The organism is Methanocalculus pumilus, assembly GCF_055382585.1.
Window position 1 is genome coordinate 407738 of sequence record NZ_AP042393.1, and the last position, 24827, is coordinate 432564.

Sequence of the window (24827 nt, forward strand, 5' to 3'; positions counted from 1 at the left end):
GCATAGAATGTCTCTATGGATTCGCGGCAATCTCTACTCATCATCATCGGTGCGATCGCCTGTATTGCGTCTGCATTCATTGATATCTTCCTCGCTCTTGGTGTTGCAGTTGTTGTTGGCGTCGTGTATATGATGCTCTGGATCATGCAGGATGCGGCATACCTGCCTCATGTTGTCTGCTCGCTGTCTGAAGATGCAAAGTCAATAATCGTTCGAAATATCGGGACCGCACCCGCCAGAAAGATCCATGTCGCACTTGTTCCGCTTGATATCGAATTTGATTTCAAAGAGATCCAGCCTGATGAAGAGGAGATCTTCACGCTCGAAAAGATGATTCAGCAGGCGAAGGTGGTTGTCAGGTATTCACCTGTGGAGAGCGACTCGGTTATTGAGAACTCATATCCGATCTCAAGTGTTGACGGAGCAGCATATGATCCCCTCAAACCGATGTTCCCGATCTTTGGATGGAAAAAATAAGGGAAATTATTCTTCTTTTTGCTGGATGAAGGCGAGTGTTGTGTCAAGTGCCACAACCAGCTCTTCCTGCAGGTTTCCATAGTCGTGGAGTGCCCGGTAGAGCATGAAGAGCAGCTCAGGCCCATAGAGATCGATTGCTTCTCCGGGTGTAAGCGGGTTTAGGTAGCTGTCGATGATGAACCCGTCATCAGAATACATGAGTTCTGCAAGGACCCCATCCTCGGTGAGGAGGCAGAACTGTTTCTGCACCGACTTCTTCGGATCATCGGGCCGGTAGTGTACCGGCTCTTCTGCACGGCCGATGACGATCATCTTCTTCTCATAATGGACGGTGTCATAGAGCTCACCCTTGCTGTCCTGCTTGCTCCTCTCAAGGAACTGGTTTCCAAGCGTTCCGACAAGCGGGGTTGCGAGGGTTGCCATCTTCTCAAGAAGTCCTGAGAGATCTGAGAGTATCTCTGTTTCCAGTGCCCCTCTTCTCTCTCCAAGCTCCGCTATCGTCTCGGTGAGACGGGTAAAGCCTTCCTCGATTATGGTATCCATGGTTTATGCCTCCTGTAACTTTCGTGTACTATTGATAGACTCCGTCTGATATGGTTCTTCTGATTCCCGGATCAACTGAAGCTTCTAAACGTCCTTTGCTCCCGTGTGAGCGTGTTTGTGCTCATAATTTTGCCCAGACAGCCTTTTAGCTACAAGAGTACTGGCTTTTTCCCAGATGTCGAGCCTGAGAAGGAGGAAGATCGCTATGATGCCGAGAATGGCAACTCCGTATATTCCCGTTCCAAACGAGTTTATCATATCTGACGGATACGAGAGATACAGCCATGCAAGTGGCTCCATGGTATCCGTGATCAGGTGCAGTATGACTGCAATCCAGACACTCCCTGTTTTCAGGACTGCAATGGAATAGAAAACTCCCATCACGATTGCGAAGAGAATCATTATACTATTACCGAGTATTGGCTGGCCAGGATAGTTCATCCCCATCAGGATCAGGCCGCTGTGCCATAGGCCCCAGATTATCCCGATCACTATCACTCCCTTCAATCCTCCGAGGATAGTAAATAGTCGATCCTGCAAGTAGATTCTCCATCCATACTCTTCACCGAAGTAGAACTGCCATCCTACCAGAAAACCGATGAATAAATTAATACAAAGGGCTGTGGTAAACGCCTCGAGGCTGAATTCCAAAATGGGATCCCCGGAATTGGAGATATGATTCAGGAAATAGACTGCAAAAAAGAGCATCCCGAAGAGGACGGGAATGATGCCGTACCATTTCGGGCCGTGTCCGAAGGATAGTCCGGCGGGGTAGAGCTCCTCCCGACTCTTTTGTACGAGGTTCATTGCAATCAGAATCAGGACGCTGATGGATGAAACAATAATGGAGAGGGTGGGCATGAACCGGTAGATCGGCAGTTCAAAGAGTGTAACCGCTAAGATCGGTGATATGCCCATCTCCCAGAGAAATACTGCGGCATTGATAAAGACGAGTGCAAAAAACAGCTTTACAGATGGCGAAAGGGTTTGATCCCGGAAGATACAGATACAGAATATTGCCACCAATGCAGGTATCATCATCTGGACGAGGGTGCTGTAGGGTGGAACATTATTGATTGTCCCAAATGCAAGGATAAGCCAGAGATTGTAGGCATATGTGAGAAAAAAAGTGATGCCTATGAATGTGATAAGTTCTTTATGGATTCTCCTTATCCTTCCCTGTTCAGAAAGTGGTGAATTCATAGTTATACTCCTATGAGATCGTATTCTCTGGTATGAGTTTACCTTTATAAAAGTTCTGATCCCCTCATTGTCATACACCTTTACCTGAAGGTTCGGATGGGTAGTTCTCTCTCAAAAAACTCTCTGGTTGATTATTTTCTGTTTTTGTTTGAAATTGGATGAGAAAAAAAGTGAGTATTGTGGCTCAGAGGATCTCAACGAGGGTGATGGTAAACGTCAGTTCCTCTCCTACAAGGCGGTGGTTCTGATCGATCATAACGACCTCATCGTCAACATGGATGATTGTTCCCCTTGGCTGATAGAGGGATGTACCGACAACTGCGATCTCGTCGGGCACCATCTCCCTTGGAACAACCAGGATCAGATCCTCGTCATAATACCCATATGCCTCTTCGACCGGGATTGTCACGGTCTTCTCTTCACCAACAGCCATTCCCAAAACAGCATTATTAAAGCCGGTTATGACCTGCCCGGTTCCAAGAGTAAACTCAAAAGGCTCTCCTCCGGCAGAGCTGTCGAAGGTGGTTCCGTTGGAGAGGGTGCCTGTATAGTGAACCTTTACGGTATCGCCGTCACCTGCTGTTGGTCCCGCTCCCGTGCAGCCTGCGATGAGCAGGAATGCTGCCAGCAGACCAAGCAGGCATATGAAAAATCTGGTCTTTCCGTTCATCAGAAAGATCGTTGGCGCCCCGTCCATAAAAGGGTGAATGGTACAATGCCTTTCCATCCACCTATCCGGTAGTTGTTCCGAACAATCAGAGCCTTCGGTTTACCTCGTCCCAGTTCACGATATTCCAGAAGGCACCGATGAATGCCCCGCGATCATTTTTGTAATCGATATAGTAGGCATGCTCAAAGAGATCAAGCACCATCAGCACCTTGCATGCCGGGAAGACATTGGTGTTGTGCTTCTCAACCTGCATGATCTGGAGCGTTTTTGTGAGCGGGCATTCGATGAGGGCTGCCCATCCTGATCCTTCGACACTGGCTGCTGCCTGGGTGAATTCTGCCTTGAACCGTGCAAAGCTGCCAAAGCCGGTTTTGATCTTTTCAGCTGCCGCCCCTGTCGGCTCCCCTCCGCCGCCTTTTCCGGCGGGAGCCAGGTTTGCCCAGAAGAGCGAGTGGAGATAGTGGCCCCCGAAGTTCCATGAGAGATCTTTTAGGACCGGTTTCATGTTGGGGTCTGTTCCCTTCTTCCTCCCTTCATCCAGTGCGGCAAGGTTGGCATTGGCGCCGTTCACATATGCCATGTGGTGCTTGTCATGGTGTATGGTGAGCTGTTCCTTTGAGATATACGGCTCAAGTGCATCTGCTGCATAGGGCAGGTCCGGTAATGTGTACTTTGCTTCTCCTTCCATTCTGTTCTTCCTCCTGTATTTCTCCTGGTATGGAGATGCACCTTCTGGGTGCAGATATCCGGAGCGGGCAATTCTGTCTCTCCCTCTCCGTTATCCTCTCTTCCCTCTTTCATGCACTTGAAGGTAACGGATGAGAAGGCACCCCCAATCTCTGTCTGCGCAACATTCGCATAATTGAGGGCAAGCTTAAGGGCAGGCCTCCCCCATCGGAATATTCTGTCCGGGGTATGCGATCACGCTCGAAAGCGGAAATGTGATACGTCTGTACGGTGTATATAAAAGCCACAACTGTTGCCGGTGCGCCCCGGACAGGAATCAGGCTGGATGGCGCAACCGGACTGTCAGGAGAACTCCGGTATGAGTCTGTTACGGTACGCACACACAATCTACAAGTATAATGATTTTGTCGATCTCTTCTTCGGTGCCTGCCGGTATGTCTCCGCAAACGGCCTCTCTGAAAAGGGGATAGCCGACGCCCATCACCGGCTCACACAAACCGGTGACCGGGTTGTTATCATCGGTGGAGGAGACGGTGTAACAGCGGTCACTGCGGCAAAGAAGGTGGGGAGATCCGGCTCAGTGCAGGTCTACGAAGGGGGAGACCGGGCCGCCGGCCGGCTCACCACGCTCTGTGCACGGGAAGGCATCAGCGGGATCTGTACCATCCACCACGCGGTCGTCGGCCCGCATATCGATGTCTATGGCGGGGATTTTGCGAATGCAGATCATGTTTCACCGGATGAGATCCCGGACTGCGATATTCTTGAACTTGATTGCGAAGGATCAGAAGTGGAGATACTCAGATCGATGGCAATCCGCCCCCGTGCGATCATCGTCGAGATCCATCCCTTCCTCTTTGCAGAAGAGCCTGAATGGGTCACTGACCGGCTTGTGGAGCTTGGATACCGGATTGTCTACAGAAGCGGCCACGATGGGATCGAGATCGATGACGACGATCTACAAAAGCTCCTCACCCGCTCAAAGAAGTGCGGCGTCATCTACCTGAAGGGTGGGGCACGGTCACCGGCTGTTGTGGCGGCGGTCAGGGGATAATTACTTTTTTCATAATTGGGGATTCCGTGTGGAGCAACCGGTTGTTCCATTTGAAGAGGGCATCTTTTCTCTGAGATAGTGCCTTTATGGTGAATGTGTACGTATGTGCGTACAGTCTAATAATTATTCTAAAAAGAAAATAGCAGTATTAAGACCTCAAATCCCGAAAAGAAGATGGGCCCGCTGAGATTCGAACTCAGGACCTCCGCCATGTCAAGGCGACGTCATAACCAGCTAGACCACGAGCCCAATGCCTTGCGACCTTACGATATTGGCTTTTGCAGTATAAAAGAATTGGTTTTTGCTCCAGTGATATGTATGATCCACTAGAGCTCTCTTCCCTGTTTACGGTTCCGTCCTCAGAGCGTTGCAAATGTTGCCGAGATGATGCCGGGGACCGCCCTCAGCTCGTCCATGACATTCTCGGGAACATCCGAGTCCACATTCAGCACCATGAGCGCCTCTTCTCCGGCACTCACCCGGCCGACCTGCATCCCGGCAATATTGATTGATTGTTTGCCAAGGACCGTTGCGGCAGGCCCGATGACGCCGGGGCGATCGACATGGCGGGAGATGACGACTGAGCCCTCGGGAACGAGATCCATCGTGAACGAGCCGATCTCAACGATCCGCACCCGCTTCTTCCCAAAGACCGATCCGCTGATCGTCTCTTCGCCGTCTTTTGTCCGGACAGTGATGCTGATTAGGTTCTTAAATCCGTGAGACTCCTCGGTCATCGTCTCGGCAACGGCGATCCCCCGCTCCCGTGCAACGAACTCGGCATTCACGATATTGACCGGCCGCTGGAGAACCGGGTCAAGGATGCCTTTGATCGCCATCCGGGTCACAAACTTGAGGTTCTGCCGCATCTCGATGAGATCGCCTGCATAGGTCACCTCAACCTTTGTTATTGCGCCGCTGACAATCTGCGAGACAAGCCGCCCCATCTTCTCGGCAAGCCGGGCATACGGCTCGATAGTCTCCTGGAGCTCTGTTGGGATCATCGGCGCATTCACGACATACTTCGCGGCCCCGCCTTTTAACACATCGATGCACTGGTGTGCAATCGAGATGGCGACATTCTTCTGCGCCTCGACAGTGCTTGCCCCGAGATGCGGGGTGACAACGACATTGTCAAGCCCAAGGAGCGGAGATTCGGTCGGAGGCTCCTCCTCAAAGACATCAAGTGCCGCACCGGCAACCTTCCCGCTAGCAACTGCATCGGCAAGCGCTTTCTCATCAATGATACCTCCTCGCGCACAGTTGATGATCCGGACCCCGTCTTTCATCGTTGCAATCGAGGCAGCATTCACCAGGTGCTTCGTCTCCTTGATGAGCGGCGTATGAACAGTGATCACATCGGCGACCTTGAAGAGATCCTCGACACTCATCATCTCGACACCAAACTGCGCACCGCGCTCAGGCGTGATGAAGGGATCGTAGGCAACCACCCGCATATTGAAGGACTGGGCACGCTGTGCCACTTCCCGCCCGATACGGCCGAAGCCGACGACACCGAGCGTCTTCTCGTTCATCTCGACACCCATGAACTTCGACCGCTTCCACTCACCTTTCTTGAGAGAGGCGTTTGCAGATGGAATCCTCCGGGCAAGCGAGAGCATCATCGCCATTGTGTGCTCTGTTGCGGCGAGGGTGTTTCCTTCAGGAGCATTTGCGACGATGATACCTTTCCGGGTTGCGGCATCCGTATCGATATTGTCGACCCCGGCACCGGCCCGGCCGATATACTTCATCTTTGTTGCTGCTTCGATGACCCGTGCGGTGACCTCGGTTCCTGATCTGACGACGAGTGCGTCATAGTTGCCGATTATGCCGACCAGCTCGTCCTCGGAGAGCCCGATCTTTTCATCGACGTTACAGAAATTTTTCAGTATTTCTATACCCTCTTCAGCCAGCGGATCACTGACAAGGACGTTATAACTCATGTGAAACCCGAGTACGATTATATAACCCAGAGGTAATGATGGTTGTTCTTACCGGGATTCCAGGTGAACACCTTCACCCTCTTTTATGTATCTTCGGGTCGATTCATACCTGAGATGCTATGAAGGACGCGCCGAACATTCTCTGGCTAGAGGAGATAAGAAAGAACGATCTGCCATCGGTTGGTGGCAAGGGGGCATCCCTTGGCGAGATGTCCTCAATCGGCCTGCCGGTACCCAAGGCTTATGTCGTGACAGCCCAGGCTTTCCGCCGTTTTCTTGTAGAGACCGGGCTTGAAGAATCGCTCTATTCGATCCTTGAGGGACTTGATGTGGATGATAACAGCGCACTGGAGTCTGCTGCGGCAAAGGCCCAGGACCTCATCATGTCAGTTCCGATTCCCGATCATATGATCGCAGACATCAAATCTGCGTATGCACGTATGGGTGAGGGTTCTGTTGTTGCAGTCAGGTCAAGTGCAACCGCAGAAGATCTTCCAGATGCAAGCTTTGCCGGGCAGCAGGAGACGTTCCTGAACATCCTCGGTGAAGATGATGTGATCGAAGCGGTCCAGAAATGCTGGGCATCGCTGTATGGGGCACGGGCAGTATACTACCGTTCCAAGCAGGGCTTTGATGACAGAAGCGTCAATATTGCAGTTGTGATTCAGCAGCTTATCTTCTCTGAGAAGGCTGGTGTGCTCTTCACCTCCCATCCGGTCACCGGTGAATCTCTCACCATCATCGAAGGATCATGGGGGCTTGGGGAGGCGGTAGTATCCGGCTCTGTATCACCTGACAATTATGTCTTTGACCAGTCAAAGCAGAAGGTCGTTGATACGATCATCGCCAGCAAGGAGACCGAGATCATACCTGACGGCAGGAAAGGCACAAAGGAAGTTCCCATCTCTGAGAAGAGGAAGAATGCCCGTGTCCTCTCTGAAAAGGAGATAGGACGTCTCGCCGCCCTCGGCAAACTCTCCGAGGATCACTATGGCACCCCGCAGGATATTGAATGGGGCATTGTTGGTGATGATGTCTATATCCTTCAGTCACGCCCGATCACCACGATCAAACCCGCTTCATCCTCGCAGAAGAAGGCTGATGCCTCCACAGGTTCAGGGAAGATCCTCATTGAGGGGCAGGGTGCATCCCCCGGTATTGCAACCGGCAGGGTTGCCATCATTCAGAGCGTGAAGGATTCGGGATCGGTGAAGGAAGGCGATATTCTCGTTGCAAAGATGACGAACCCTGATATGGTGCCTGCCATGCGGCGGGTGAAGGGGATCATCACCGATGAAGGCGGAATGACCTGCCATGCGGCAATCGTCTCCCGCGAACTGGGAACGCCCGCTGTTGTCGGGACAAAGAAGGCCACTTCAACACTCAAAGACGGCCAGATCGTCACCATCGACGGTGACAAGGGGATCGTCTATGAGGGTGAGGTTCAGAAAGCCCATGAGGATACTCCCACTGTTGTGCAGGCAGGATCAGCCCCAATCGTCACGGCAACACTTGTCAAGGTGAATGTCTCGCTCCCCGAGGCGGCACAGCGGGCAGCTGCCACCGGCGCAGATGGTGTCGGGCTCCTCAGGATCGAACACCTGATCCTGGGCTTAAACCGGACTCCCCAGTGGTTCATTGCCAATAATAAGGAAGAGGAATTTATCGCAGAACTCTATGATGGTATCAAGACCATCCTCGATGCATTCCCCGGAAAACCCGTCTGGGTCAGGACACTGGATGCACCGACTGATGAGTTCCGCAATATGGAAGGCGGAGAGGATGAGCCGATCGAGCACAACCCGATGCTCGGATGGCGCGGAATCCGCCGCGATCTCGGAGCGCCAGAACAGTTCAGGCTCCAGATCGAGGCATTCAAGCGGCTCTGGAAGTCCGGGTACGAGAACCTTGGCCTGATGTTCCCGCTTGTCAACCACCCGCGGGAGTTTATCCAGGCAAAAGAACTCCTCCGTGGATGGGGCGTTCCTGTGGAATCTGTTACCCTCGGTATCATGGTTGAGGTTCCCTCATCAGCCATCATGATCGATGAGTTCATCCAGGCCGGTATCAAATTCGCCTCATTTGGAACAAATGATCTCGTCCAGTACACCCTTGCGGTTGACCGGAACAACGAACATGTTGCGTCAATGTACGAACCGACGCACCCGGCAGTCCTCCGGCTGATCGACTACGCAATACGCCGGTGCCGTGCGGCAGGTGTTGAATGCTCCATCTGCGGGCAGGCAGGATCTGATCCGAAGATGGTTGCCTGGCTTGTCGAACATGGAATCCGCAGCGTCTCTGCGAATATCGATGCAGTACAGGCGATCCGTGAGGCAGCAGCCCGGACCGAAAAGCGGATGGTTCTTGATATGGCGTTCTCGAAGGGTGGAAATGAAGGAGAACGGTTCTTCTGAGGAGGAACTCTTCTCTTATCTCTCTTCTGTCAGGGAAGAGGACCTGAAGTACGGCCGGATTCTCTCATCAATGTGTACACAACCCCACCCGGTTGCAATCCGTGCACATATGCAGTTCATCGAGACGAACCTTGGAGATCCGGGTCTCTTCCCCGGAACAATGGGGCTTGAGGATGAACTGATCAGGATGCTTGGCGATCTCCTCCACCATAGCGGCGCAGGCGGATATGCCACGTCAGGTGGAACCGAGTCGAATATCCAGGCACTCAGGATTGCAAAGAAACAGAAACCTGTTGAAAAACCCAATGTCATCATCCCTGCATCAGCACACTTCTCCTTTGATAAGGCATGTGATATGCTCGGGCTTGAGATGCGTTCGGTTCCGCTTGACAGCAACTACAGGATGGATCCCGTCTCCGTCAATGAAGCAGTTGATACCAATACGGTCGCAATCGTCTCGGTCGTCGGGACCACCGAATACGGGATGATCGATCCGGTCAAAGAGATCGGATCGGTGGCAGCCGAGAACGGGATCTTCTTCCATGTTGATGCCGCATTCGGGGGCCTCGTTGCACCCTTCCTCTCAGGTCTTGCACCATGGGACTTCCTGGTTCCATCGGTCTCGAGCATCTCGGTTGATCCGCATAAGATGGGTATGAGCACCATCCCCTGTGGCGCACTCCTCCTCCGGAACCCGGAGGCGTTTGGATGCCTGAATGTCGATACCCCGTACCTGACGGTGAAGAAGGAATGCACGCTGGCGGGAACCCGCCCCGGTGCGCCTGTGGCAAGTGCGTATGCTGTCCTCCGGTATCTTGGCCGTGAAGGGCTCTCTGCACTCGTGAAGGGGTGCATGGAGAATACCCGCCGCCTCATCGAAGGGATGGAGGCATATGGGTATCTGCGTGCCGTTACACCGGATGTGAATGTCGCCACCTTTGACTGCCCCCTCACGCCTGCTGGCTGGCGGGTATCCCGGACACGATGGGGCCATATGCGCACGGTGCTGATGCCCCATGTGACACGGGATGTTGTGGAATCATTTTTAGAAACAATTGGTGAATCTCATGCTTGAAGTACTCAAGAGATCTCTGGAAACCTGTCCGATCGTACAGCGGGGTGAGTACAGCTATTTTATTCACCCGATAACCGATGGTGTTCCGCTCGTTGAACCAAATCTGCTCAGGGATGTGGCATGTGCCCTCTTCAAGGCGCTTGATCTGAAAAATGTCAATAAGCTCGTCGTCAGCGAGGCGATGGGTATCCATATCGGAACCGTCCTCTCCCTGATGACCGATATCCCCTACACCATCGTCAGGAAACGTGAATACAAGCTCCCCGGCGAGGTGGTGATCGGCCAGACGACCGGGTACTCGAAAGGAACGCTCTATTTGAACAGTGTCTTTGAAGGCGACCGGATCGCATTCATCGACGATGTGATCAGCACCGGCGGCACGATACGGGCACTTCTTCCAGCAATTGAATCAACAGGTGCCGAAGTGGCTGATCTCTGTTTTGTGATCAACCGAGGCAACCCGGATATCGGGCGGCCATACAAATCCCTGGTCACCATTGACGTTGACAAAGACGGCGTACATGTCCTTGATTCCTATTACTGATATCATTGAACGGGTACGATCCCTTTCTGTCAGGAAAATCGCCCTCCAGGCCCCTGAAGGCCTGAAGAGGGAGCTCCCCGTCCTTGCCGAAGCCCTCCGGGCAGAGGGATATTCGGTGATCATCTCAGGGGATCCCTGTTACGGGGCATGCGATCTCGCCCTTGATGCACTTGAGTATGCCGATATCCTGATCCATTTCGGGCATACGCCACTTCTGGATCATCCACGGGTGCTTGTCGAGCCGATCCTCCAGCCTGAACAGATCCCCCCCCTTGACTCCGTGCTTCCCCTGCTGACAGGGAAGAAAATCGGTCTCATCTCAACCGCACAACATGCAAACTCGCTTCCCCTGCTAGCAGAAGAACTCAAAAAGCATGGGTTCATCCCGGTGATTGCACCAGCCTCACCACGGACTCCGCTTCCGGGGCAGGTCCTCGGCTGCACCTATACGGCAGCACGGGAGACGGCAGCAGACTGCCTCCTCTATCTTGGAACAGGCGTCTTCCATGCGATCGGATCAGGGATTGCAGGCAGAGTCCCTGTCATATCCCTTGACCCTTATACCGGAGAAGCAGGTGTTGTCGAGACCGATCGCCCCCTCAGAAGACGGTTTGCAGTTATCGAAAAAGCTCGATCAGCTGACCGTTTTGGGATCATCGTCTCGCAGAAATGCGGGCAGAACCGGATGAAACTGGCAGAAGAGCTCCTCTCGCTACACCCACGTGCGGAGATCGTCCTCCTCCGCGAGGTGACAGCCGATCAGCTCCAAAATCTCGGTTTCCCCTGTTATGTCAATACTGCCTGCCCCCGCCTCGGACTCGATGATCAGGTCCGTTTCCCGGTTCCGGTCCTTTCGCCACCTGAATTTGAGATCCTCTGTGGCAGGCGGGAGTGGGATGACTACGAAATAGATGAGATCCGGTCATGAAACTCAGAACACTCGAGATCAAACTGGAACGGGTTGCCGGCATCCCAAATCCCGATCCGGCACAGGAGCAGTACATGACTCCTGCCCCACTTGCGGCACGGCTCCTCTTTGATGCGTATCTTGCAGGAGATATCGAGGGGTGTTCTGTCTGTGATCTTGGATCAGGAACCGGCATCCTCTCGATCGGTGCGGCACTCCTCGGTGCGGACGAGGTGGTTGGCGTGGAAGGGGATGCCCGCCTCGTTGCCGCTGCCCGTGAGAATGCAGAGAAACTCTCAGCAGACTGCAGGTTTATCGCAGATGACATCAGATCTATGAGAGAATCCTTTGATACCGTGGTGATGAACCCGCCGTTTGGTGCACAAAGCGAGCATGCGGACAGGCCGTTCATCGATGCTGCTCTCAGGATCGCACCTGTCACCTATGGAATCTTTAATGCGGGCACGATGCCGTTTCTCGCTTCGTATATCAGGGGCAGGGCCGAGATCGTCGGCGCGGTATCAGCGTTGTTTCCAATAAAAAGAATGTTCTCCTTCCATTCCCGGGATCTCCTCGAGATCCCGGTCGAAATTGTCTGTCTGAGGCGCATATAAATGATAAAAATCCCCCGTCCCATTGCCGGGTATACCTTCGGCCATATTGTCATCGATCTCTACAGTCCGGTGATTCCGGCGCTTATTCCTCTGTTGATCCTCTATCCGGGAATAGGATACTTCCTTGCGGGCCTTCTCGTCAGTGTCTTCCAGATCACCTCATCACTCTTCCAGCCGGTCGTCGGCTGGCTCTCTGACCGGAGCGGGTGGTCGGCTCCGATCTGGCTCTGTATCCTGACGAGCTCAATCTGTATCGGTCTCTATGGGGTAGTACAGGACTACTATCTCCTCATCATCTTTGCAGCAGCCGCCGGGATCTCCCATGCCCTCTTCCACCCTTCCGCCCTCCTCCGGGTGCATGGTGAAACAACAGACAGAAACCGGGGTTATCTCACCTCGATCTTTGTCACCGGCGGAAACCTCGGTTTTGCGATAGGGCCTGTAATCGTCGGTATCCTTATCGGGTTTGGAGGGATGACTGCGCTCACCCTGATCGCAATCCCCGGCCTTCTGACAGCTGCGTTCCTCTATTACCTGACAAGAGGAACTGAACAGGAGAAGATAGCCAGAACCGTCCCGGTCACGCAGACGAAGATCCCTCTTGGGCCGGTCAGCCTGATCGTCACCATCGCCGCTCTCCGGTCATGGGTGATCATGTCGTCTGTTGCATTCTTCCCCGCATACCTGATCGTCACATCCGGGGTATCGATCGTCTTTGCAAACACGATGCTCACGCTGATGCTCCTTGCCGGGGTTGTCGGCCAGGTGACCGGGGGTTTCCTCTCTGACAGGTACGGAAAGAAGGAGGTGACGATCATCGGACTCTTTGCCTGTATCGTCCCGTATATTCTCTTCTTCACCACAACCGGATGGGTGGCGCTCCTCCTGATGCTCGTCATCGGCTACCTGACCTGGTCGACCTTCTCGGTGACGGTGACGATGGCACAGGAGTATCTTCCCGGAAGAGTCGGCCTGGCATCCGGTCTCCTCCTCGGATTTTCAATCGGAGCAGGCGGGCTTGGTGTGGCAGTTATAGGAATTGCAGCCGATATCACAGATCTCTACACGGCACTCTTTGCCCTTGCGGTTCCATTGATCCTGGCTGCCCTCCTCTCCCTGGCTCTTCCCAGATCTCCGGTTGCCACTGACTGATCCCCTCCACAACACCTTTTATGCAGGAGAGCAATCCAATGCTGATTGCTATGCTTGCGGGGATGAAACGGTATGCCCAGATTGCCGATATTCTGGTGAAGCACGGGTTTGGGATCGTTGTCGATGAACTCTTTCCCGGTCTACCCGGACGTGGCTTTAAATTCAGGGCGGGAGAGGATTCGCCTTCAATATCGGTCTATGAGCGGATCCGCATCGTATTTGAGGAGCTTGGCCCGACATTCATAAAATTTGGCCAGATCATGAGCACCCGGCGTGAACTCTTCCCTCCCGATCTGATTGATGAACTCAGTAAGCTCCAGGATCAGGTGCCCCCCCTTTTGTTTCCTGAGATTGAACCTCTCCTTGATGAGTCTCTTCCTGGCTGGAGGGAGATCTTTCTCAACCTTGCACAATACCCGGTTGCCGCCGCCTCGCTCTCACAGGTGCACCGGGGAGTGCTGGCCGATGGAACACAGGTTGCGGTGAAGATCCAGCGTCCGAAGATCGACGAGGTTATCGAGACCGATCTCCTCATCCTCTCCTCGCTCGCTGAGCGGATTGAGGTGGTATCGCCGGATTATCGTCTGTTTAATCCGACCGGCCTCGTCCGTGAATTTGCAGGCCAGATCCGAAAAGAGCTGGATTTCACCCGTGATGGAAAGAATGCCGAACGCATCCGGAGAAATATGGCTGAATTAGAGGGCATAAGGGTTCCCCTTATCCACTGGAATGCCAGTTCACGACGGGTACTGACGATGGATTATATCGAGGGTGTCCGGATCGATGATGTTGAGTCCATCAGGGATATGGGTCATGATCCGGTGGTCATTGCAGAACGCGGCTTTGCTGCATATATCAAACAGATCATGATTGATGGTTTCTTCCATGGCGATCCCCACCCCGGCAACCTGCTTGTCATGGAGAATGGCGATCTCGCATTCCTTGATTTTGGGATCTGCATGGTGCTCAGGCCGGAGCGGCGGGAGACATTCATCAGGCTTCTCTCCGGGATTGTGAATACTGATGTAGAAGCCTGTATCTCTGCATTTGCCGATCTCGGCGTGATAGTTTCAGATGAATACAGAGAGCTCTTCCGTGATGATCTGTATGTTCTCCTGCTCGACTACGCAGATTATGAGGTTCAGCAGTATGATTTCTCGAAGATGGCGATCGAACTCTCTGAGATCCTGAGAAAGTACCAGCTCCAGGTTCCCGGAGAGCTGATGCGGCTCCTGAAAGTGATCGGGATGGTGAGTGAGATTGCGCTTGCGCTTGATCCTTCGTTCTGTTTTACCGACCGGGTCCGTCCGTACCTTGAGATACTTGTAAAAGAGCAGTATTTCTCCTATGATACTCTCAAAAAAGAGGTTTCAACCGGGATTGGTTCGTTTCGGACACTTCTCCGGATCCCGGATCAGGTCTCCTCAGCCCTGAAGAAGGTGAGTGAGGGGAAGATCCGGATCGATGTGGTTGCACATGATATCCGGCGGCTTCAGGAGACGATGGATCGCTCAACTGATCGGATCATGGTGGGGCTGATCGTCTCGTCGGTTGTGATCGGATCATCTCTCCTGCTCCTTGCCTCCGGGTCAACGATCCCCTATGGCGAGATTATTGCCCTGCTCGGATACGGTGCTGCGGTGATTGTGGGGATCTATGCGATTATCCATGCGTTCCGCGTATCACGCCGCGAAGATCTCAGGCTGAGATGATCAAAAGGGTTAAGGGGATTGCACCGCTCCCGGGCAGGCATCTTCTCAGAAATAAAATAAAAGTGGTAGAGGGAATGCCTGATATCATTCCCTGAAGAAGAGATTGCAGTGGCAGTGCCCGTCCCTCTCAATCTCATCCTTATGGTAGATGCAGGGGCAGATGATCTGTTTATCCACATCGGGATCCCCGCTCATAACCCTGCATGGGCAGTACCGCTCGCCATTCCTGACCATCCTGCGGGCAAGCCCCCTGATGACCGCGTCAAGCTGTTTGGGATCGGAATTGAGTTTCAGATTATTCTCTGCCGCATATCGTTTTACCCAGTCCCGGATCAGCCGGGCAGCCTCAAGTTCATCCATGCTTACGATCTCCTAGGACTCTTCCACATAAGCAATCATCGAATCGAAGATCTTCTTCCCGTCAGCTGATCCCAGGATCTCTTCAGCTGCCCGCTCGGGATGCGGCATCATGACAAGGACATTCTCCTTCTCCGAGAGGACGCCGGTGATATTGCCGGTTGCGCCATTTGGGTTTGCAGATATGGTGACGTTTCCGGCCTCGTCGCAGAACCGGAATGCGATTCTCTTCTCCTTCTCAAGCCGTTTCAGTTCCCCTGCCGGGATGATGTAGCGGCCTTCCTTGTGGGCAATCGGGAACCTCACAACCTCGCCCTCGGAATAGAGCCGGGTGAAGGGGGAGGTGGTATTCTCAACCCTGAGATATGCCGGCTTGCAGAGGAACTTCGGATAGGCATTGATGGTGAAGACGCCGGGGATCAGGCCGCTTTCAGCTGCGATCTGCGCTCCGTTGCAGATCCCAAGGACGAGGCATCCTTTTTCAGCTGCCCTGATGATATCGGCCATGATCGGTGTCCGGGCAGCGATTGCACCTGCTCGGAGATAGTCGCCATAACTGAAACCTCCCGGGAGGACTATGGCGTCGTAAGCTCTATTCAACCCATCCTTATACCAGACCAGATCGGCGTCGGCACCACAGACCTCTTCGATCACATGCACGACGTCACGGTCACAGTTGCTCCCCCCGAACTGGATGACCGCCGCCCGCATCAGATGACCTCAATCTCGTATGTGTGGATCACCGGGTTTGCAAGGAGCCGTTCACAGATGGATCCGGCAATCTTTTGGGCCTCCTGCTTATCAACGGCATCAAGGGTGATCCTGTACTGGTCTCTCTTCCGGAGGTGGTCTACTCCAAATCCAAGGTGCGCAATTGCACGCTGGATGGCCTCTGCCTCGGGGTTCAACATCCCTTCCTTTAAGCTGATTGTAATGACAACCTCGAATTTCATAGCCCCTTACTCCCGGTTATCCTGGCCGATACGGCACGGTATGCCTCCATGACATCCCCTTTCTCAAACCTGTAGACATCCTTGTCCATGGACTTCATTGTGCCTTTCTCCCAGAGCCTCATCGAATCCATGCTGATCTCATCGCCGAGCAGGATGGTATCGCCATACCTGCCGTACTCGATCTTGAAATCAACGAGATCAAGGCCGATTCCATCAAAGAATGCCCTCATTACCTCATTCACCTTCAGGGCGGATGCCTTCACAGCGGCAATCTCCTCATGGGTGAGGAGGCCCAGTGCAACGATGATATCGTCATTAATCATCGGATCATGCCGCGTATCATCCTTATAGTCGGTGACGACGACAGGCGGGTTAAAGTACTGCCCCTCGGTGAAGGGATAGTTCCTGACAATTGATCCGGCGGCACGGTTCCTGACGATCACCTCAAGCGGGATCATCGTGAGTTTCCGGACCCGCATCGTTATTGGATCTTCCATCCGGATGAAATGAGTTTTAACTCCGGCTTCTTCAAGGAGCCCGAAGATGAATGCCGAAACACCGGCGTTCGAGGCGCCCTTGCCTTCCAGCTGATCCTTCTTGCCGCCGTCAAATGCCGTGATATCGTCACGAAATGAAACGATCAATTCGTCTGGCTTTTCAGAGAGGAAGATGGTCTTAGCCTTTCCACTGTAGAGAATGTCGCCCTGGGTCATAGGTGATACTCCTGTACCTGTTTGTCAAGCTGCATGATAAGTGGTGCGAGTGCCGGATCGAACCACCCTCTTTTGATGTACCGGGGATAGATGCAGAGCCGCTCCCGGAGCGTATATCCGGCTGCAATCTCCTTGAGCCGCTCGATCTCCGGCCACGGATGTTCCGGGTTGATGTAGTCGACAGTCACCGGGGAGACGCCGCCGAGGTCATTTACTCCGCATTTCAGGAAATACCGGGCATCCGCAAGGTTTGGTGGTATCTGAACACTCACATCCTCTGGAAGGATCGCGCGCGCCATCCGGATTGTCTCTGCAAACTCTTCCTTTGTGACAGTTCCGTCTTCGCCCATCGGGGTGCCGGGTTTTGGGCAGAAGTTCTGGATGATCACTTCCTGGATATGGCCATAACTCCGGTGAATTGAAGCTATTGTTCCAAGAGATTCTCTTCGATCTGCTGATGTCTCTCCGATCCCAACCAGAAGCCCTGTTGTGAAGGGGATCTTCAGCCGTCCCGCATCTTCGAGCATCCGGATTCTCACATCAGGATCTTTTCCCGGTGAATTGGCATGCGCAGGTATTCTTGCTGTAGTCTCAAGCATCAGTCCCATGCTTGCATTCACCGTCCTGAAGCGGGCAAGCTCGTCAGCGGTCATGATGCCTGCGTTTGTGTGGGGAAGGAGGCCAAGAGCGATTGCCTCCCTGCAGAGGTCAAAGCAGTAGTCAAGGATGTCGCCATAGCCAATCTCGCTCAGGTAGCGTTCGAATCCTTCCTCCTCGCCCGGCCGCTCGCCGAAGGTGAAGAGCGCCTCGGTACAGCCTGCCTCAGCACCCAGACGGAGTATCTCACGGACCTCTTCCGGAGCCATAAGGCAGCCGTCTCCAACAGGCTTTCTGAAAGAACAGTAGCCGCAGCGGTTATGGCAGACTGATGTCAGCGGAAGGAAGACGTTCTTTGAGTAGGTGATTGTTCTCCCCTGCATGTGATTCTCTTTCTCCTAAAACCACTTGAATCAGTCGTCTTCATGGATATAGGTGACACCGTCCGGCGGCGTGTAATCGCATCTGATCACGATTGTATCCGAGAGGCGGTTGAAGAGCCTAAGGCCGGTCTTCTCCATTGCAAACCACCCGATCAGGCAGTCGAGGGGGAGGAGGAATGCCTTTCCAAATGCTGAAAGTGCTGCTTTTGGAATGCCCGCTGCGTCACCGGCTCGATCGGTGAGCCTGAGGTTCAAGACCATCTTCCCGACAGACTGGCCGTTTGTCCCTTCCATGATCGTCCAGTACAGGAACAATAGCACGGTGTTGGATGCAAACGGGACAGATAAGCCGGCAAGAACAGGCAGGGCAAGTGCAAAAACCTGAGGACTCCACCCGGTAAGGGTGGATATTGTTGATTCTATGACTGCGACCAGGGCGTATATGAGGATGATATCGATGATCCATGCAAAAAGCCTGCTCTCCCAGCTGGCAATGCGTATCTCAACCATGATACCTGATCTGTTTTGGGTGGCATCAAATGTTTCCCTGATGGCGGGTGGGGAGGTCAGTCCGCATCCCCACCCGTATCAGGAGAAACCGCGATCGAGTGTCTCCTGGCTCTCCGGATTCAGTCCGATCACATAAACTGATTTTCCCTGCTGCTGGTACCGGTGGATCGCCCGCGTGATCGCTTCAACCCCGGACTGGTCCCAGATATGTGAATTCGAGAAGTCTATCTCAATCCTCTCCGGGTCATTTGTGTAGTCGAAGAGATCCATAAACGCCGACATGGTGCCGAAGAAGAGCTGGCCTTTCATCAGGTACACCTTTACGCCATCCTTCCTGATGGTCGAGGTTGCCGAGATGACCGAGATCTTCCACCCGAAGATGAGGAGGGCAAGAATTACTCCGGAAATAACTCCTTTTGCCAGATCATGGGTATAGACGACGATGGCGACAGTGACGATCATAACAGCGGCATCGCCACGGGGTATCTTATGGATGGTTTTGATCGAATCCCATTCGAAGGTGCTGAAGGCAACGACGATCATGACGCCGACGAGTGCTGCCATCGGGATGATCGAGACGATATCCCCAAAGACGATGATGAGGATTATCAGGAATACGCCTGCCACAAGCGATGAGAGCCTGCCGGTTGCACCTGATTTGATATTGATCATCGATTGCCCGATCATTGCACATCCTGCCATCCCTCCGAAGAAGCCGGCAACACAGTTTGCAAGCCCCTGTCCGCGAACTTCCCTGTCTTTATCACTTGGTGTATCGGTCATTTCATCGACGATCGAGGCGGTGAGGAGGGATTCGAGCAGCCCGACGATGACGAGGGTTATTGAGTAAGGGAGGATGATCAGCAGCGTCTCAAGGGTGAGCGGTATTTCTGGCAGGTGGAAGAGCGGGAGAGATCGGGTGATCTCGCCCATACCGCCGACAGTGAGCATGTCAAGTTTCAGGAGAACTGCGATCACAGTGGCGACGATGATTGCGACGAGTGCCGGAGGAACTGCTTTTGTGAGTCTTGGAAGGATGAGGATGATCGCGATTGTGATCGCAACGAGGATGTAGACTGCAAGGGATACCCCGATGAGGAACGGGATCTGTGAGAGGAAGATGAGGATGGCGAGTGCATTGATGAACCCGAGAACGACAGAATAGGGGATGAACTTCACAAGCCGCCCGACATTGAGGAATCCCAGTGCCAGTTGTACTATCCCGGTCAGGATGGTGGCAGCGAGGAGATATTCGAGCCCGTAATCCCGGACAAGAATCACCATGACAAGTGCCATTGCCCCGGTTGCTCCTGAGATCATCCCGGGCCTTCCGCCTGCAAAGGCGATGACAACGGCAATACAGAATGAAGCATACAAACCGACCATCGGGTCGACACCGGCTATGATGGAGAAGGCGATCGCCTCGGGGATGAGGGCCAGTGCAACCGTCATACCGGCAAGCGTATCGCCCCGGATATTCGAGAGCCATGTTTTTTTCAGCGCGTTGAAAGAAAGGGGATTGTTTAAATTCACGGGATATCCTCTTGTTTCTGATCAGTAATTTCTGACGAATCGTGTGTATCTTTTCATTGAGGGAGTTCAATTTATATGGTTACCTCTCCACTTGAAGGTATCCTGCATCCGGAAAAGAAGGTGCTCCGACATGGTTTTATGGACTCGCGTTCCTTGAGGTACCACACGGAGCTCTGATATTCTGCACATTATGGCCTGCATAATACCGGCGCGGAGGAATTATGTTTAAAACAATACTGCTTGCAATAGATGGCTCAGAGAATGCGAGGCGGGCAGCCGAGTCTGCCTGTGGGCTTGTCAGGGAAATTGCCGGCTCTTCACTGGTGGTTGTCTATGCCTCGCCCAATCCGCCGTCACAGTCACGCATCATGAAGGCAGATTTTGATGTCCATACCCTTCTCATCGAGGATGCTCATGCGGTTGCCGGGCAGACACTCGACTATATCAAAAACTCCGGAACTGCCTATACCCTTGAGGTGAGTATGGGTGCCCCGGCACTAGAGATCATCAAGATCGCAGAGAAGACAAAAGCCGGGCTGATCGTCATGGGGAGCCGGGGGCTTGGCTCACTGAAAGGGGCTGTCCTTGGGAGTGTCAGCCAGAAGGTGGCACAGCATGCCGCCTGCCCGGTAATGATTGTAAAGTAGATGTCATAAAGGGGTGGATGGTTCATCCCCTTTTTGACCGTATTCTATTCAAAAGAACCGCAGTGAGCTCTTCTATCTCTGAAAAATGCGGCTCTTCCATCCCATTTTTAACAATCCCACATTCGGTTGCGATGATATGGTGATCCGGGTGTCGCCCGGAATGCTGAATCTTCTTCAGTGCACAGCAGTCGCTGCATCCGTCGATTATGAGGAGTTCTTCTGCATCCCGGAGTGCCTCATCGATTGCTTCAGTCTCCTGTGTTGCGGGAATGCAACAGTCGATATCGCTAGCGTATCTCTGCTGAAGGTTCGCGGCACACCGGGTGGTGAGTTTCCCGGTATTTGAGATCCCGGAGCAGGTGATGATGGTATATGCCATTCCTATGCCTGTCCGAGTGTTTTATCGATCCAGCCGGTGATTGCATCGCGGATCGCCCGTATGGTAGCGAGGCGTTCTTCGTCAGTCCCGGAGATCGCCTTTGGGTCGGGGAAGGTCTGGTGAATCGTCTCCTTTGCCCAGGGGAAGAGTGGGCAGGTGCCGGAGTCGCAGAGGGTGATGAGCAGATCCATTTCGTTGCCGTCAAACTCATCGATCAGCTTCGGTTTTGCATTCGAGATGTCGACTCCGATCTCCAGCATCGCCTTTATTACGAGCGGGTTCACCTGGCCAGCCGGCTCTGATCCGGCAGAGAATGCAGTGTAGCGGTCGCTATACGTTGCATTTACATACCCCTCAGCCATCTGGGAGCGGCCTGCGTTATGGGTACAGACAAAGAGTATTTTTTTCATTCTGTATCACTCCTGAATAGTCCCTGTGTTCGTAAGCATATCTTCACCAGCATCAGCATCAGTGGCACCTCAATCAGTACCCCGACAACGGTTGCCAGTGCCGCACCCGAGGAGAGCCCAAAGAGGATTACTGCGGTTGCTATTGCCACCTCAAAGTGGTTTGATGCCCCTATAAGACCCGCAGGTGCTGCATCCTCATAGGGGAGCTTCAGGCTTCTGGCGAGGAAGAAGTAGCTGATGACAAAGATCAGGATCGTCTGTATCGTCAGCGGGATTGCAATCCAGAGGATTGTCAGCGGATTCTCTACGATCACATCCCCTTTGAAACTGAAGAGGAGAACTAGTGTTCCAAGAAGGGCGATGATCGAGACGGGTGTTAAATAATGGAGGAATTTTGTCTCAAACCATGCTTTTCCTTTCACCTGCAGAATCCACCGGCGTGTCAGGTATCCGGCGGCAACGGGGAGGGCGACATAAACAGCAACCGAGAGGAGGATCGTCTCCCAGGGAATCGGCATTGCGGCAACTCCGAGGAGGAAACCGCCAAGCGGTGCATAGAGGAAGAGCATCAGAAGCGAATTAATTGCCACCATCACAAGGGTGAGCCCCTGGTTTCCTTTTGCAAGATAGCCCCACATCAAAACCATTGCCGTGCAGGGTGCAATTCCAAGGAGGATACAGCCTGCGATATAACTCTGGTAGAGGTACACCTCACTCCCATCAAGGAGGATCTCGGTTCCCGGCAGGAAGTCGACGAAGAGGTACCCGAGGAAGAAGGTGGCGATCGCAAACATCGTGAAAGGCTTGATCGCCCAGTTGACAAAGAGGGTAAGGGCAACCGGTTTTGGGGTCTTTGCCGCCTTCATGACCTCGCCAAAGTCGATCTTCACCATGATTGGGTACATCATGAAGAAGAGGGCGATTGCGATTGGGATTGAGATCTGGTATACGGAGAAAGAATCGAGGGTCATGGCAACCCCGGGTGCCAGCCTCCCAAGGGCTATTCCACCGATGATACAGAGCCCCACCCAGAGGGTGAGGTATTTTTCAAAGGTACTCAGCTTTCTGGTCTCCATTGCCGTCTCCCCGCATCACAATTATCCTTGTCTCACCTGCACCCGCATCCGGATCCGCACTGGTGCACTCTGCTCTTACCTTTCCCTTCCCAGGCAGCAGAGACGATCATCTCAACATCGTCATCGGTATACTCCCTGGATCCGGCTTTTGTAATGCCGAGATCGGTTACGATGATATGCTGGTTGATGGGTATCTTCTGGTCTTCTGCAATTGTTTTTGCACACTGAACAGGACAGCCGTCAAGGATGAGTATCTCATCTGCTGATTCGATATTCTTCAGGAGGCCGTCTGCCCCGGTGGCAAGGAGCGCAACGCAGGCTGCCCCGCCGTATCCCTCTTCAGTGAGTTGGATGGCGGCGGCGTTTGTGATCTGGCCGACATTTGCAACTCCCGCGCAAGGGAAGATGATCCGTTTAACGGTCAGTTCATCAGTCGTTCCACATGAACAGGTCGGCTGTTCTGCCATTCTTACGCACCTCCGAGGAGTTCTTTTAATTCAGCCACATCGGCAACCCGTCCGGAGATCTTCAGTTCTCCATCAATCATAAGTGCGGGTGTCAGCATCACATCCCGCTCCATGATCGCGGTGATATCCTCTACCTTCACAATGTCTGCTGATATGCCGAGTTCAGCGACTGCTTTTTCGACATTCTTTGCAAGGCGTTTACATTTCATGCATCCGGTTCCAAGGACTTCAATCTTCATAATCTAACCTCGTGTGTGTATTCTCTTAAAGTTGCAGAGCGGTACTGCTGTTCTGCGGCATTTGGGATATAATTGTATATTCTCAATCTTTTCATCAGTTCGTCTGCAATCTCTTCATCTTTGATAAGGTTCATCCGAGCCACCTCATGAATTGCATCATCAAGCATCGTAAGCCCGACGTTTATGCCGCCAACATCGATCTGCCTGATCCTTCGCATCGCCTCAGCCGCACAGCATGGCTTTTTCATCTCTGCCATCTCTCTTCACCCGATAATAAGTCCATAGGTAAACCCTGCAAGGGCCGAGAAGACGATCACAAGGATTGCATAGACGATAGTCTTCTTCATCCCCATTATCCGTGAGATGACGAGGAGCGACGGCAGGCTGACGCTAGGTCCTGAAAGAAGGAGGGCAAGTGCCGGCCCCCCCGCCATCACTCCTGATGTGTATCCGAATGTCGTTCCGATCACCGGCACCTCAAGGAGTGTCGGCATATAGAGGATGGTACCGACGAATGAGGCAAGCAGGTTCGATTGAAGTGTGTTCGTCCCGAAGAATGGCGCGAAAGTCTCCGGGGGGAGGAAGAAGGCGAGCATCCCGAGGGCAAATGTTCCGATGAGGAGGATCGGAAAGATCTTCTTTGTGAGATCCCATGTCTCCCATCCCCACTCGGTCACTTCGTCTCTCTGGAAGAAGTATATCAGAAGATATGCCACCCCGAGAGTGAGGGCATAGATTATCGGGAACTTGATCATCCAGTCAATCTGTGCTGTACCTGTGATCAGGATGCCGATTAAGAGGATGAAGAAGAGTGGGACGATCCACTGAGGCCGTTCCTCCTCAGATGCGGGTGCCGGTGGCATCGCCGCCATCTTCTTCTTTGTTGCGTCATCATCTGATCTGAAGAGCGCTGCCATGATCAGGCCGATTGCAATAGCAAGAATGATCGCAAAGGCGGCCCGTGCAAGGCCGAGATCAAAGCCGAGCACTTTTGCGGTATACACAATTGCCAGGATGTTGATCGCCGGTCCTGCATAGACGAAGGTGATGGCAGGCCCAATCCCGCTTCCCCGCTTGAAGAGGCCTGCGAACATCGGAAGGATGGTGCAGGAGCAGACGGCAAGGACAGTGCCTGAAACTGATGCAATCCCGTACGCGATCTTTTTCGGCGCATCCGGGCTGAAGTACTTCAGAATGGCATCCTTTCTGATGAAGGCGGCGATTCCTCCGGCGATGAAGAACGCCGGGATGAGGCAGGTGACGACATGCTCAGCGAGGTATTCTGCGAGTGTCGTCCATCCCATCATAAGGGAGCCGATGAAGAGGTCAATCATGGTTTTCTCCTGGCTGAATGCATCCTCTGAATCATATCCTGTCTTTCTCCGGGAGGTCTGGGGTTCGCAACATTACGTTTGAATGGAATGGACGAACTCATTATTTCAAAACCTCTTGAAATCATATCGGTCGTTCTGAAATAAAAAGGCTTCTATTTCAACATATGTTGAAATATCTGTGGCTGGCATCAGCGTTCCCTTAACTCATACCCGCTCGAAATGCTTATC

29 protein-coding genes and 1 tRNA gene are annotated in these 24827 nt (G+C 53.1%); 10 read left to right on the forward strand and 20 right to left on the reverse strand.

Annotation, left to right across the window (positions count from 1 at the left end):
• Positions 1-15: 15 nt before the first annotated feature.
• On the forward strand, positions 16-477 hold the full coding sequence (locus ACZ44I_RS02115) for a hypothetical protein (protein WP_300331238.1): 462 nt from the start codon (positions 16-18) through the stop codon (positions 475-477).
• Between the two features lie 6 nt (positions 478-483).
• On the opposite strand, the gene ACZ44I_RS02120 is transcribed toward ACZ44I_RS02115, so the two are convergent.
• The 4 genes from ACZ44I_RS02120 to ACZ44I_RS02135 form a co-directional block, all read right to left on the reverse strand.
• A complete protein-coding gene (locus ACZ44I_RS02120; RefSeq protein WP_464549160.1) occupies positions 484-1020 on the reverse strand; it encodes a hypothetical protein in 537 nt (178 codons plus the stop codon).
• A gap of 84 nt (positions 1021-1104) precedes the next feature.
• Positions 1105-2301 carry a CPBP family intramembrane glutamic endopeptidase gene (locus tag ACZ44I_RS02125; RefSeq protein WP_464549158.1) on the reverse strand — a complete coding sequence of 399 codons (1197 nt, stop codon included), beginning with the start codon at positions 2299-2301 and terminating at the stop codon, positions 1105-1107.
• A gap of 106 nt (positions 2302-2407) precedes the next feature.
• Positions 2408-2893: an FKBP-type peptidyl-prolyl cis-trans isomerase gene (locus tag ACZ44I_RS02130; protein WP_464549156.1), complete on the reverse strand. Its 486-nt coding sequence runs from the start codon at positions 2891-2893 to the stop codon at positions 2408-2410.
• 85 nt (positions 2894-2978) lie between these two features.
• Entirely contained in the window at positions 2979-3581 is a 603-nt protein-coding gene (locus ACZ44I_RS02135) for a superoxide dismutase (protein ID WP_464549154.1), read from the reverse strand.
• 357 nt (positions 3582-3938) lie between these two features.
• On the opposite strand from ACZ44I_RS02135, the gene ACZ44I_RS02140 reads away from it, so the two are divergent.
• The gene (locus ACZ44I_RS02140; RefSeq protein WP_464549152.1) at positions 3939-4634 is read left to right on the forward strand and encodes an FkbM family methyltransferase; all 696 of its coding nucleotides are present in this window, start codon (positions 3939-3941) and stop codon (positions 4632-4634) included.
• Between the two features lie 175 nt (positions 4635-4809).
• On the opposite strand, the gene ACZ44I_RS02145 is transcribed toward ACZ44I_RS02140, so the two are convergent.
• Both ACZ44I_RS02145 and serA read right to left on the reverse strand, forming a co-directional pair.
• A tRNA-Val gene (locus ACZ44I_RS02145) sits at positions 4810-4883 on the reverse strand.
• Between the two features lie 110 nt (positions 4884-4993).
• The gene (gene serA, locus ACZ44I_RS02150) at positions 4994-6580 is read right to left on the reverse strand and encodes a phosphoglycerate dehydrogenase (RefSeq protein ID WP_460374041.1); all 1587 of its coding nucleotides are present in this window, start codon (positions 6578-6580) and stop codon (positions 4994-4996) included.
• A 119-nt stretch (positions 6581-6699) separates the two neighbouring features.
• Here serA and ppsA point away from each other — a divergent pair, with 119 nt between their 5' ends.
• Genes ppsA through ACZ44I_RS02185 form a run of 7 tightly spaced genes read left to right on the forward strand, consistent with a single transcriptional unit; the run spans position 6700 to position 15001 of the window.
• On the forward strand, positions 6700-8997 hold the full coding sequence (ppsA, locus tag ACZ44I_RS02155) for a phosphoenolpyruvate synthase (RefSeq protein WP_460374038.1): 2298 nt from the start codon (positions 6700-6702) through the stop codon (positions 8995-8997).
• Positions 8975-10072, forward strand: a complete 1098-nt coding sequence (gene mfnA / locus ACZ44I_RS02160) for a tyrosine decarboxylase MfnA (protein WP_300330669.1) — start codon at positions 8975-8977, stop codon at positions 10070-10072. The genes ppsA and mfnA overlap by 23 nt, the downstream gene beginning before the upstream one ends.
• Positions 10065-10616, forward strand: a complete 552-nt coding sequence (hpt, locus tag ACZ44I_RS02165) for a hypoxanthine/guanine phosphoribosyltransferase (protein ID WP_300330672.1) — start codon at positions 10065-10067, stop codon at positions 10614-10616. Before mfnA ends, hpt begins: the two co-directional genes overlap by 8 nt.
• Positions 10594-11544 carry a diphthamide biosynthesis enzyme Dph2 gene (dph2, locus tag ACZ44I_RS02170; protein WP_464549149.1) on the forward strand — a complete coding sequence of 317 codons (951 nt, stop codon included), beginning with the start codon at positions 10594-10596 and terminating at the stop codon, positions 11542-11544. The genes hpt and dph2 overlap by 23 nt, the downstream gene beginning before the upstream one ends.
• Positions 11541-12137: an METTL5 family protein gene (locus tag ACZ44I_RS02175; RefSeq protein WP_460374030.1), complete on the forward strand. Its 597-nt coding sequence runs from the start codon at positions 11541-11543 to the stop codon at positions 12135-12137. The genes dph2 and ACZ44I_RS02175 overlap by 4 nt, the downstream gene beginning before the upstream one ends.
• On the forward strand, positions 12138-13289 hold the full coding sequence (locus ACZ44I_RS02180; protein ID WP_460374027.1) for an MFS transporter: 1152 nt from the start codon (positions 12138-12140) through the stop codon (positions 13287-13289).
• A 38-nt stretch (positions 13290-13327) separates the two neighbouring features.
• A complete protein-coding gene (locus tag ACZ44I_RS02185) occupies positions 13328-15001 on the forward strand; it encodes an ABC1 kinase family protein (RefSeq protein WP_464549147.1) in 1674 nt (557 codons plus the stop codon).
• Positions 15002-15085: 84 nt separating this feature from the next.
• Here ACZ44I_RS02185 and ACZ44I_RS02190 read toward each other — a convergent pair whose 3' ends face one another.
• The 7 genes from ACZ44I_RS02190 to ACZ44I_RS02220 form a co-directional block, all read right to left on the reverse strand.
• The gene (locus ACZ44I_RS02190) at positions 15086-15361 is read right to left on the reverse strand and encodes a ferredoxin-thioredoxin reductase catalytic domain-containing protein (protein WP_300329969.1); all 276 of its coding nucleotides are present in this window, start codon (positions 15359-15361) and stop codon (positions 15086-15088) included.
• Between the two features lie 12 nt (positions 15362-15373).
• A complete protein-coding gene (gene purQ, locus ACZ44I_RS02195) occupies positions 15374-16069 on the reverse strand; it encodes a phosphoribosylformylglycinamidine synthase I (RefSeq protein ID WP_464549145.1) in 696 nt (231 codons plus the stop codon).
• Complete coding sequence (gene purS / locus ACZ44I_RS02200; protein ID WP_464549143.1) at positions 16069-16311, reverse strand: phosphoribosylformylglycinamidine synthase subunit PurS; 243 nt, start codon at positions 16309-16311, stop codon at positions 16069-16071. The genes purQ and purS overlap by 1 nt, the downstream gene beginning before the upstream one ends.
• Entirely contained in the window at positions 16308-17024 is a 717-nt protein-coding gene (gene purC / locus ACZ44I_RS02205) for a phosphoribosylaminoimidazolesuccinocarboxamide synthase (RefSeq protein WP_464549141.1), read from the reverse strand. Before purC ends, purS begins: the two co-directional genes overlap by 4 nt.
• A complete protein-coding gene (cofG, locus tag ACZ44I_RS02210; RefSeq protein ID WP_464549140.1) occupies positions 17021-18004 on the reverse strand; it encodes a 7,8-didemethyl-8-hydroxy-5-deazariboflavin synthase CofG in 984 nt (327 codons plus the stop codon). The genes purC and cofG overlap by 4 nt, the downstream gene beginning before the upstream one ends.
• 30 nt (positions 18005-18034) lie before the next feature.
• The gene (locus ACZ44I_RS02215) at positions 18035-18514 is read right to left on the reverse strand and encodes an RDD family protein (RefSeq protein ID WP_464549138.1); all 480 of its coding nucleotides are present in this window, start codon (positions 18512-18514) and stop codon (positions 18035-18037) included.
• Between the two features lie 78 nt (positions 18515-18592).
• Complete coding sequence (locus tag ACZ44I_RS02220; protein ID WP_464549136.1) at positions 18593-20047, reverse strand: SulP family inorganic anion transporter; 1455 nt, start codon at positions 20045-20047, stop codon at positions 18593-18595.
• Between the two features lie 221 nt (positions 20048-20268).
• Here ACZ44I_RS02220 and ACZ44I_RS02225 point away from each other — a divergent pair, with 221 nt between their 5' ends.
• A complete protein-coding gene (locus ACZ44I_RS02225; RefSeq protein ID WP_464549134.1) occupies positions 20269-20694 on the forward strand; it encodes a universal stress protein in 426 nt (141 codons plus the stop codon).
• A gap of 22 nt (positions 20695-20716) precedes the next feature.
• On the opposite strand, the gene ACZ44I_RS02230 is transcribed toward ACZ44I_RS02225, so the two are convergent.
• From ACZ44I_RS02230 to ACZ44I_RS02260, 7 genes are read right to left on the reverse strand one after another with little or no spacing between them, the layout of a single operon-like run.
• On the reverse strand, positions 20717-21073 hold the full coding sequence (locus ACZ44I_RS02230; RefSeq protein ID WP_464549132.1) for a putative zinc-binding protein: 357 nt from the start codon (positions 21071-21073) through the stop codon (positions 20717-20719).
• A gap of 2 nt (positions 21074-21075) precedes the next feature.
• On the reverse strand, positions 21076-21483 hold the full coding sequence (locus ACZ44I_RS02235) for an arsenate reductase ArsC (protein WP_464549130.1): 408 nt from the start codon (positions 21481-21483) through the stop codon (positions 21076-21078).
• A complete protein-coding gene (gene arsB / locus ACZ44I_RS02240; RefSeq protein ID WP_464549128.1) occupies positions 21480-22559 on the reverse strand; it encodes an ACR3 family arsenite efflux transporter in 1080 nt (359 codons plus the stop codon). Before arsB ends, ACZ44I_RS02235 begins: the two co-directional genes overlap by 4 nt.
• Positions 22560-22591: 32 nt before the next feature.
• Positions 22592-23026, reverse strand: a complete 435-nt coding sequence (locus ACZ44I_RS02245) for a putative zinc-binding protein (RefSeq protein WP_464549126.1) — start codon at positions 23024-23026, stop codon at positions 22592-22594.
• A gap of 2 nt (positions 23027-23028) precedes the next feature.
• A complete protein-coding gene (locus ACZ44I_RS02250; protein WP_464549124.1) occupies positions 23029-23265 on the reverse strand; it encodes a thioredoxin family protein in 237 nt (78 codons plus the stop codon).
• Positions 23262-23522 (reverse strand): hypothetical protein, encoded by a 261-nt coding sequence (locus ACZ44I_RS02255; protein ID WP_464549122.1) that lies wholly within the window; start codon positions 23520-23522, stop codon positions 23262-23264. The genes ACZ44I_RS02250 and ACZ44I_RS02255 overlap by 4 nt, the downstream gene beginning before the upstream one ends.
• Positions 23523-23528: 6 nt before the next feature.
• A complete protein-coding gene (locus tag ACZ44I_RS02260; RefSeq protein WP_460374002.1) occupies positions 23529-24599 on the reverse strand; it encodes a permease in 1071 nt (356 codons plus the stop codon).
• Positions 24600-24827 lie beyond the last annotated feature (228 nt).

Coding starts and splice junctions, on each gene's coding strand:
- ACZ44I_RS02175 (WP_460374030.1), top strand. CDS start 11,541: ATGAAACTCAGAACACTCGAGATCAAACTGGAACGGGTTGCCGGCATC.
- purS (WP_464549143.1), bottom strand. CDS start 16,311: ATGAAATTCGAGGTTGTCATTACAATCAGCTTAAAGGAAGGGATGTTG.
- ACZ44I_RS02225 (WP_464549134.1), top strand. CDS start 20,269: ATGTTTAAAACAATACTGCTTGCAATAGATGGCTCAGAGAATGCGAGG.
- ACZ44I_RS02245 (WP_464549126.1), bottom strand. CDS start 23,026: ATGGCAGAACAGCCGACCTGTTCATGTGGAACGACTGATGAACTGACC.
- dph2 (WP_464549149.1), top strand. CDS start 10,594: ATGTCCTTGATTCCTATTACTGATATCATTGAACGGGTACGATCCCTT.
- ACZ44I_RS02255 (WP_464549122.1), bottom strand. CDS start 23,522: ATGGCAGAGATGAAAAAGCCATGCTGTGCGGCTGAGGCGATGCGAAGG.
- ACZ44I_RS02135 (WP_464549154.1), bottom strand. CDS start 3,581: ATGGAAGGAGAAGCAAAGTACACATTACCGGACCTGCCCTATGCAGCA.
- ACZ44I_RS02120 (WP_464549160.1), bottom strand. CDS start 1,020: ATGGATACCATAATCGAGGAAGGCTTTACCCGTCTCACCGAGACGATA.
- ACZ44I_RS02140 (WP_464549152.1), top strand. CDS start 3,939: ATGAGTCTGTTACGGTACGCACACACAATCTACAAGTATAATGATTTT.
- ACZ44I_RS02260 (WP_460374002.1), bottom strand. CDS start 24,599: ATGATTGACCTCTTCATCGGCTCCCTTATGATGGGATGGACGACACTC.
- ppsA (WP_460374038.1), top strand. CDS start 6,700: ATGAAGGACGCGCCGAACATTCTCTGGCTAGAGGAGATAAGAAAGAAC.
- ACZ44I_RS02130 (WP_464549156.1), bottom strand. CDS start 2,893: ATGAACGGAAAGACCAGATTTTTCATATGCCTGCTTGGTCTGCTGGCA.
- ACZ44I_RS02215 (WP_464549138.1), bottom strand. CDS start 18,514: ATGGTTGAGATACGCATTGCCAGCTGGGAGAGCAGGCTTTTTGCATGG.
- ACZ44I_RS02235 (WP_464549130.1), bottom strand. CDS start 21,483: ATGAAAAAAATACTCTTTGTCTGTACCCATAACGCAGGCCGCTCCCAG.
- cofG (WP_464549140.1), bottom strand. CDS start 18,004: ATGCAGGGGAGAACAATCACCTACTCAAAGAACGTCTTCCTTCCGCTG.
- ACZ44I_RS02230 (WP_464549132.1), bottom strand. CDS start 21,073: ATGGCATATACCATCATCACCTGCTCCGGGATCTCAAATACCGGGAAA.
- ACZ44I_RS02185 (WP_464549147.1), top strand. CDS start 13,328: ATGCTGATTGCTATGCTTGCGGGGATGAAACGGTATGCCCAGATTGCC.
- arsB (WP_464549128.1), bottom strand. CDS start 22,559: ATGGAGACCAGAAAGCTGAGTACCTTTGAAAAATACCTCACCCTCTGG.
- ACZ44I_RS02115 (WP_300331238.1), top strand. CDS start 16: ATGGATTCGCGGCAATCTCTACTCATCATCATCGGTGCGATCGCCTGT.
- purQ (WP_464549145.1), bottom strand. CDS start 16,069: ATGCGGGCGGCGGTCATCCAGTTCGGGGGGAGCAACTGTGACCGTGAC.
- mfnA (WP_300330669.1), top strand. CDS start 8,975: ATGAAGGAGAACGGTTCTTCTGAGGAGGAACTCTTCTCTTATCTCTCT.
- ACZ44I_RS02190 (WP_300329969.1), bottom strand. CDS start 15,361: ATGGATGAACTTGAGGCTGCCCGGCTGATCCGGGACTGGGTAAAACGA.
- hpt (WP_300330672.1), top strand. CDS start 10,065: ATGCTTGAAGTACTCAAGAGATCTCTGGAAACCTGTCCGATCGTACAG.
- serA (WP_460374041.1), bottom strand. CDS start 6,580: ATGAGTTATAACGTCCTTGTCAGTGATCCGCTGGCTGAAGAGGGTATA.
- ACZ44I_RS02180 (WP_460374027.1), top strand. CDS start 12,138: ATGATAAAAATCCCCCGTCCCATTGCCGGGTATACCTTCGGCCATATT.
- ACZ44I_RS02250 (WP_464549124.1), bottom strand. CDS start 23,265: ATGAAGATTGAAGTCCTTGGAACCGGATGCATGAAATGTAAACGCCTT.
- purC (WP_464549141.1), bottom strand. CDS start 17,024: ATGACCCAGGGCGACATTCTCTACAGTGGAAAGGCTAAGACCATCTTC.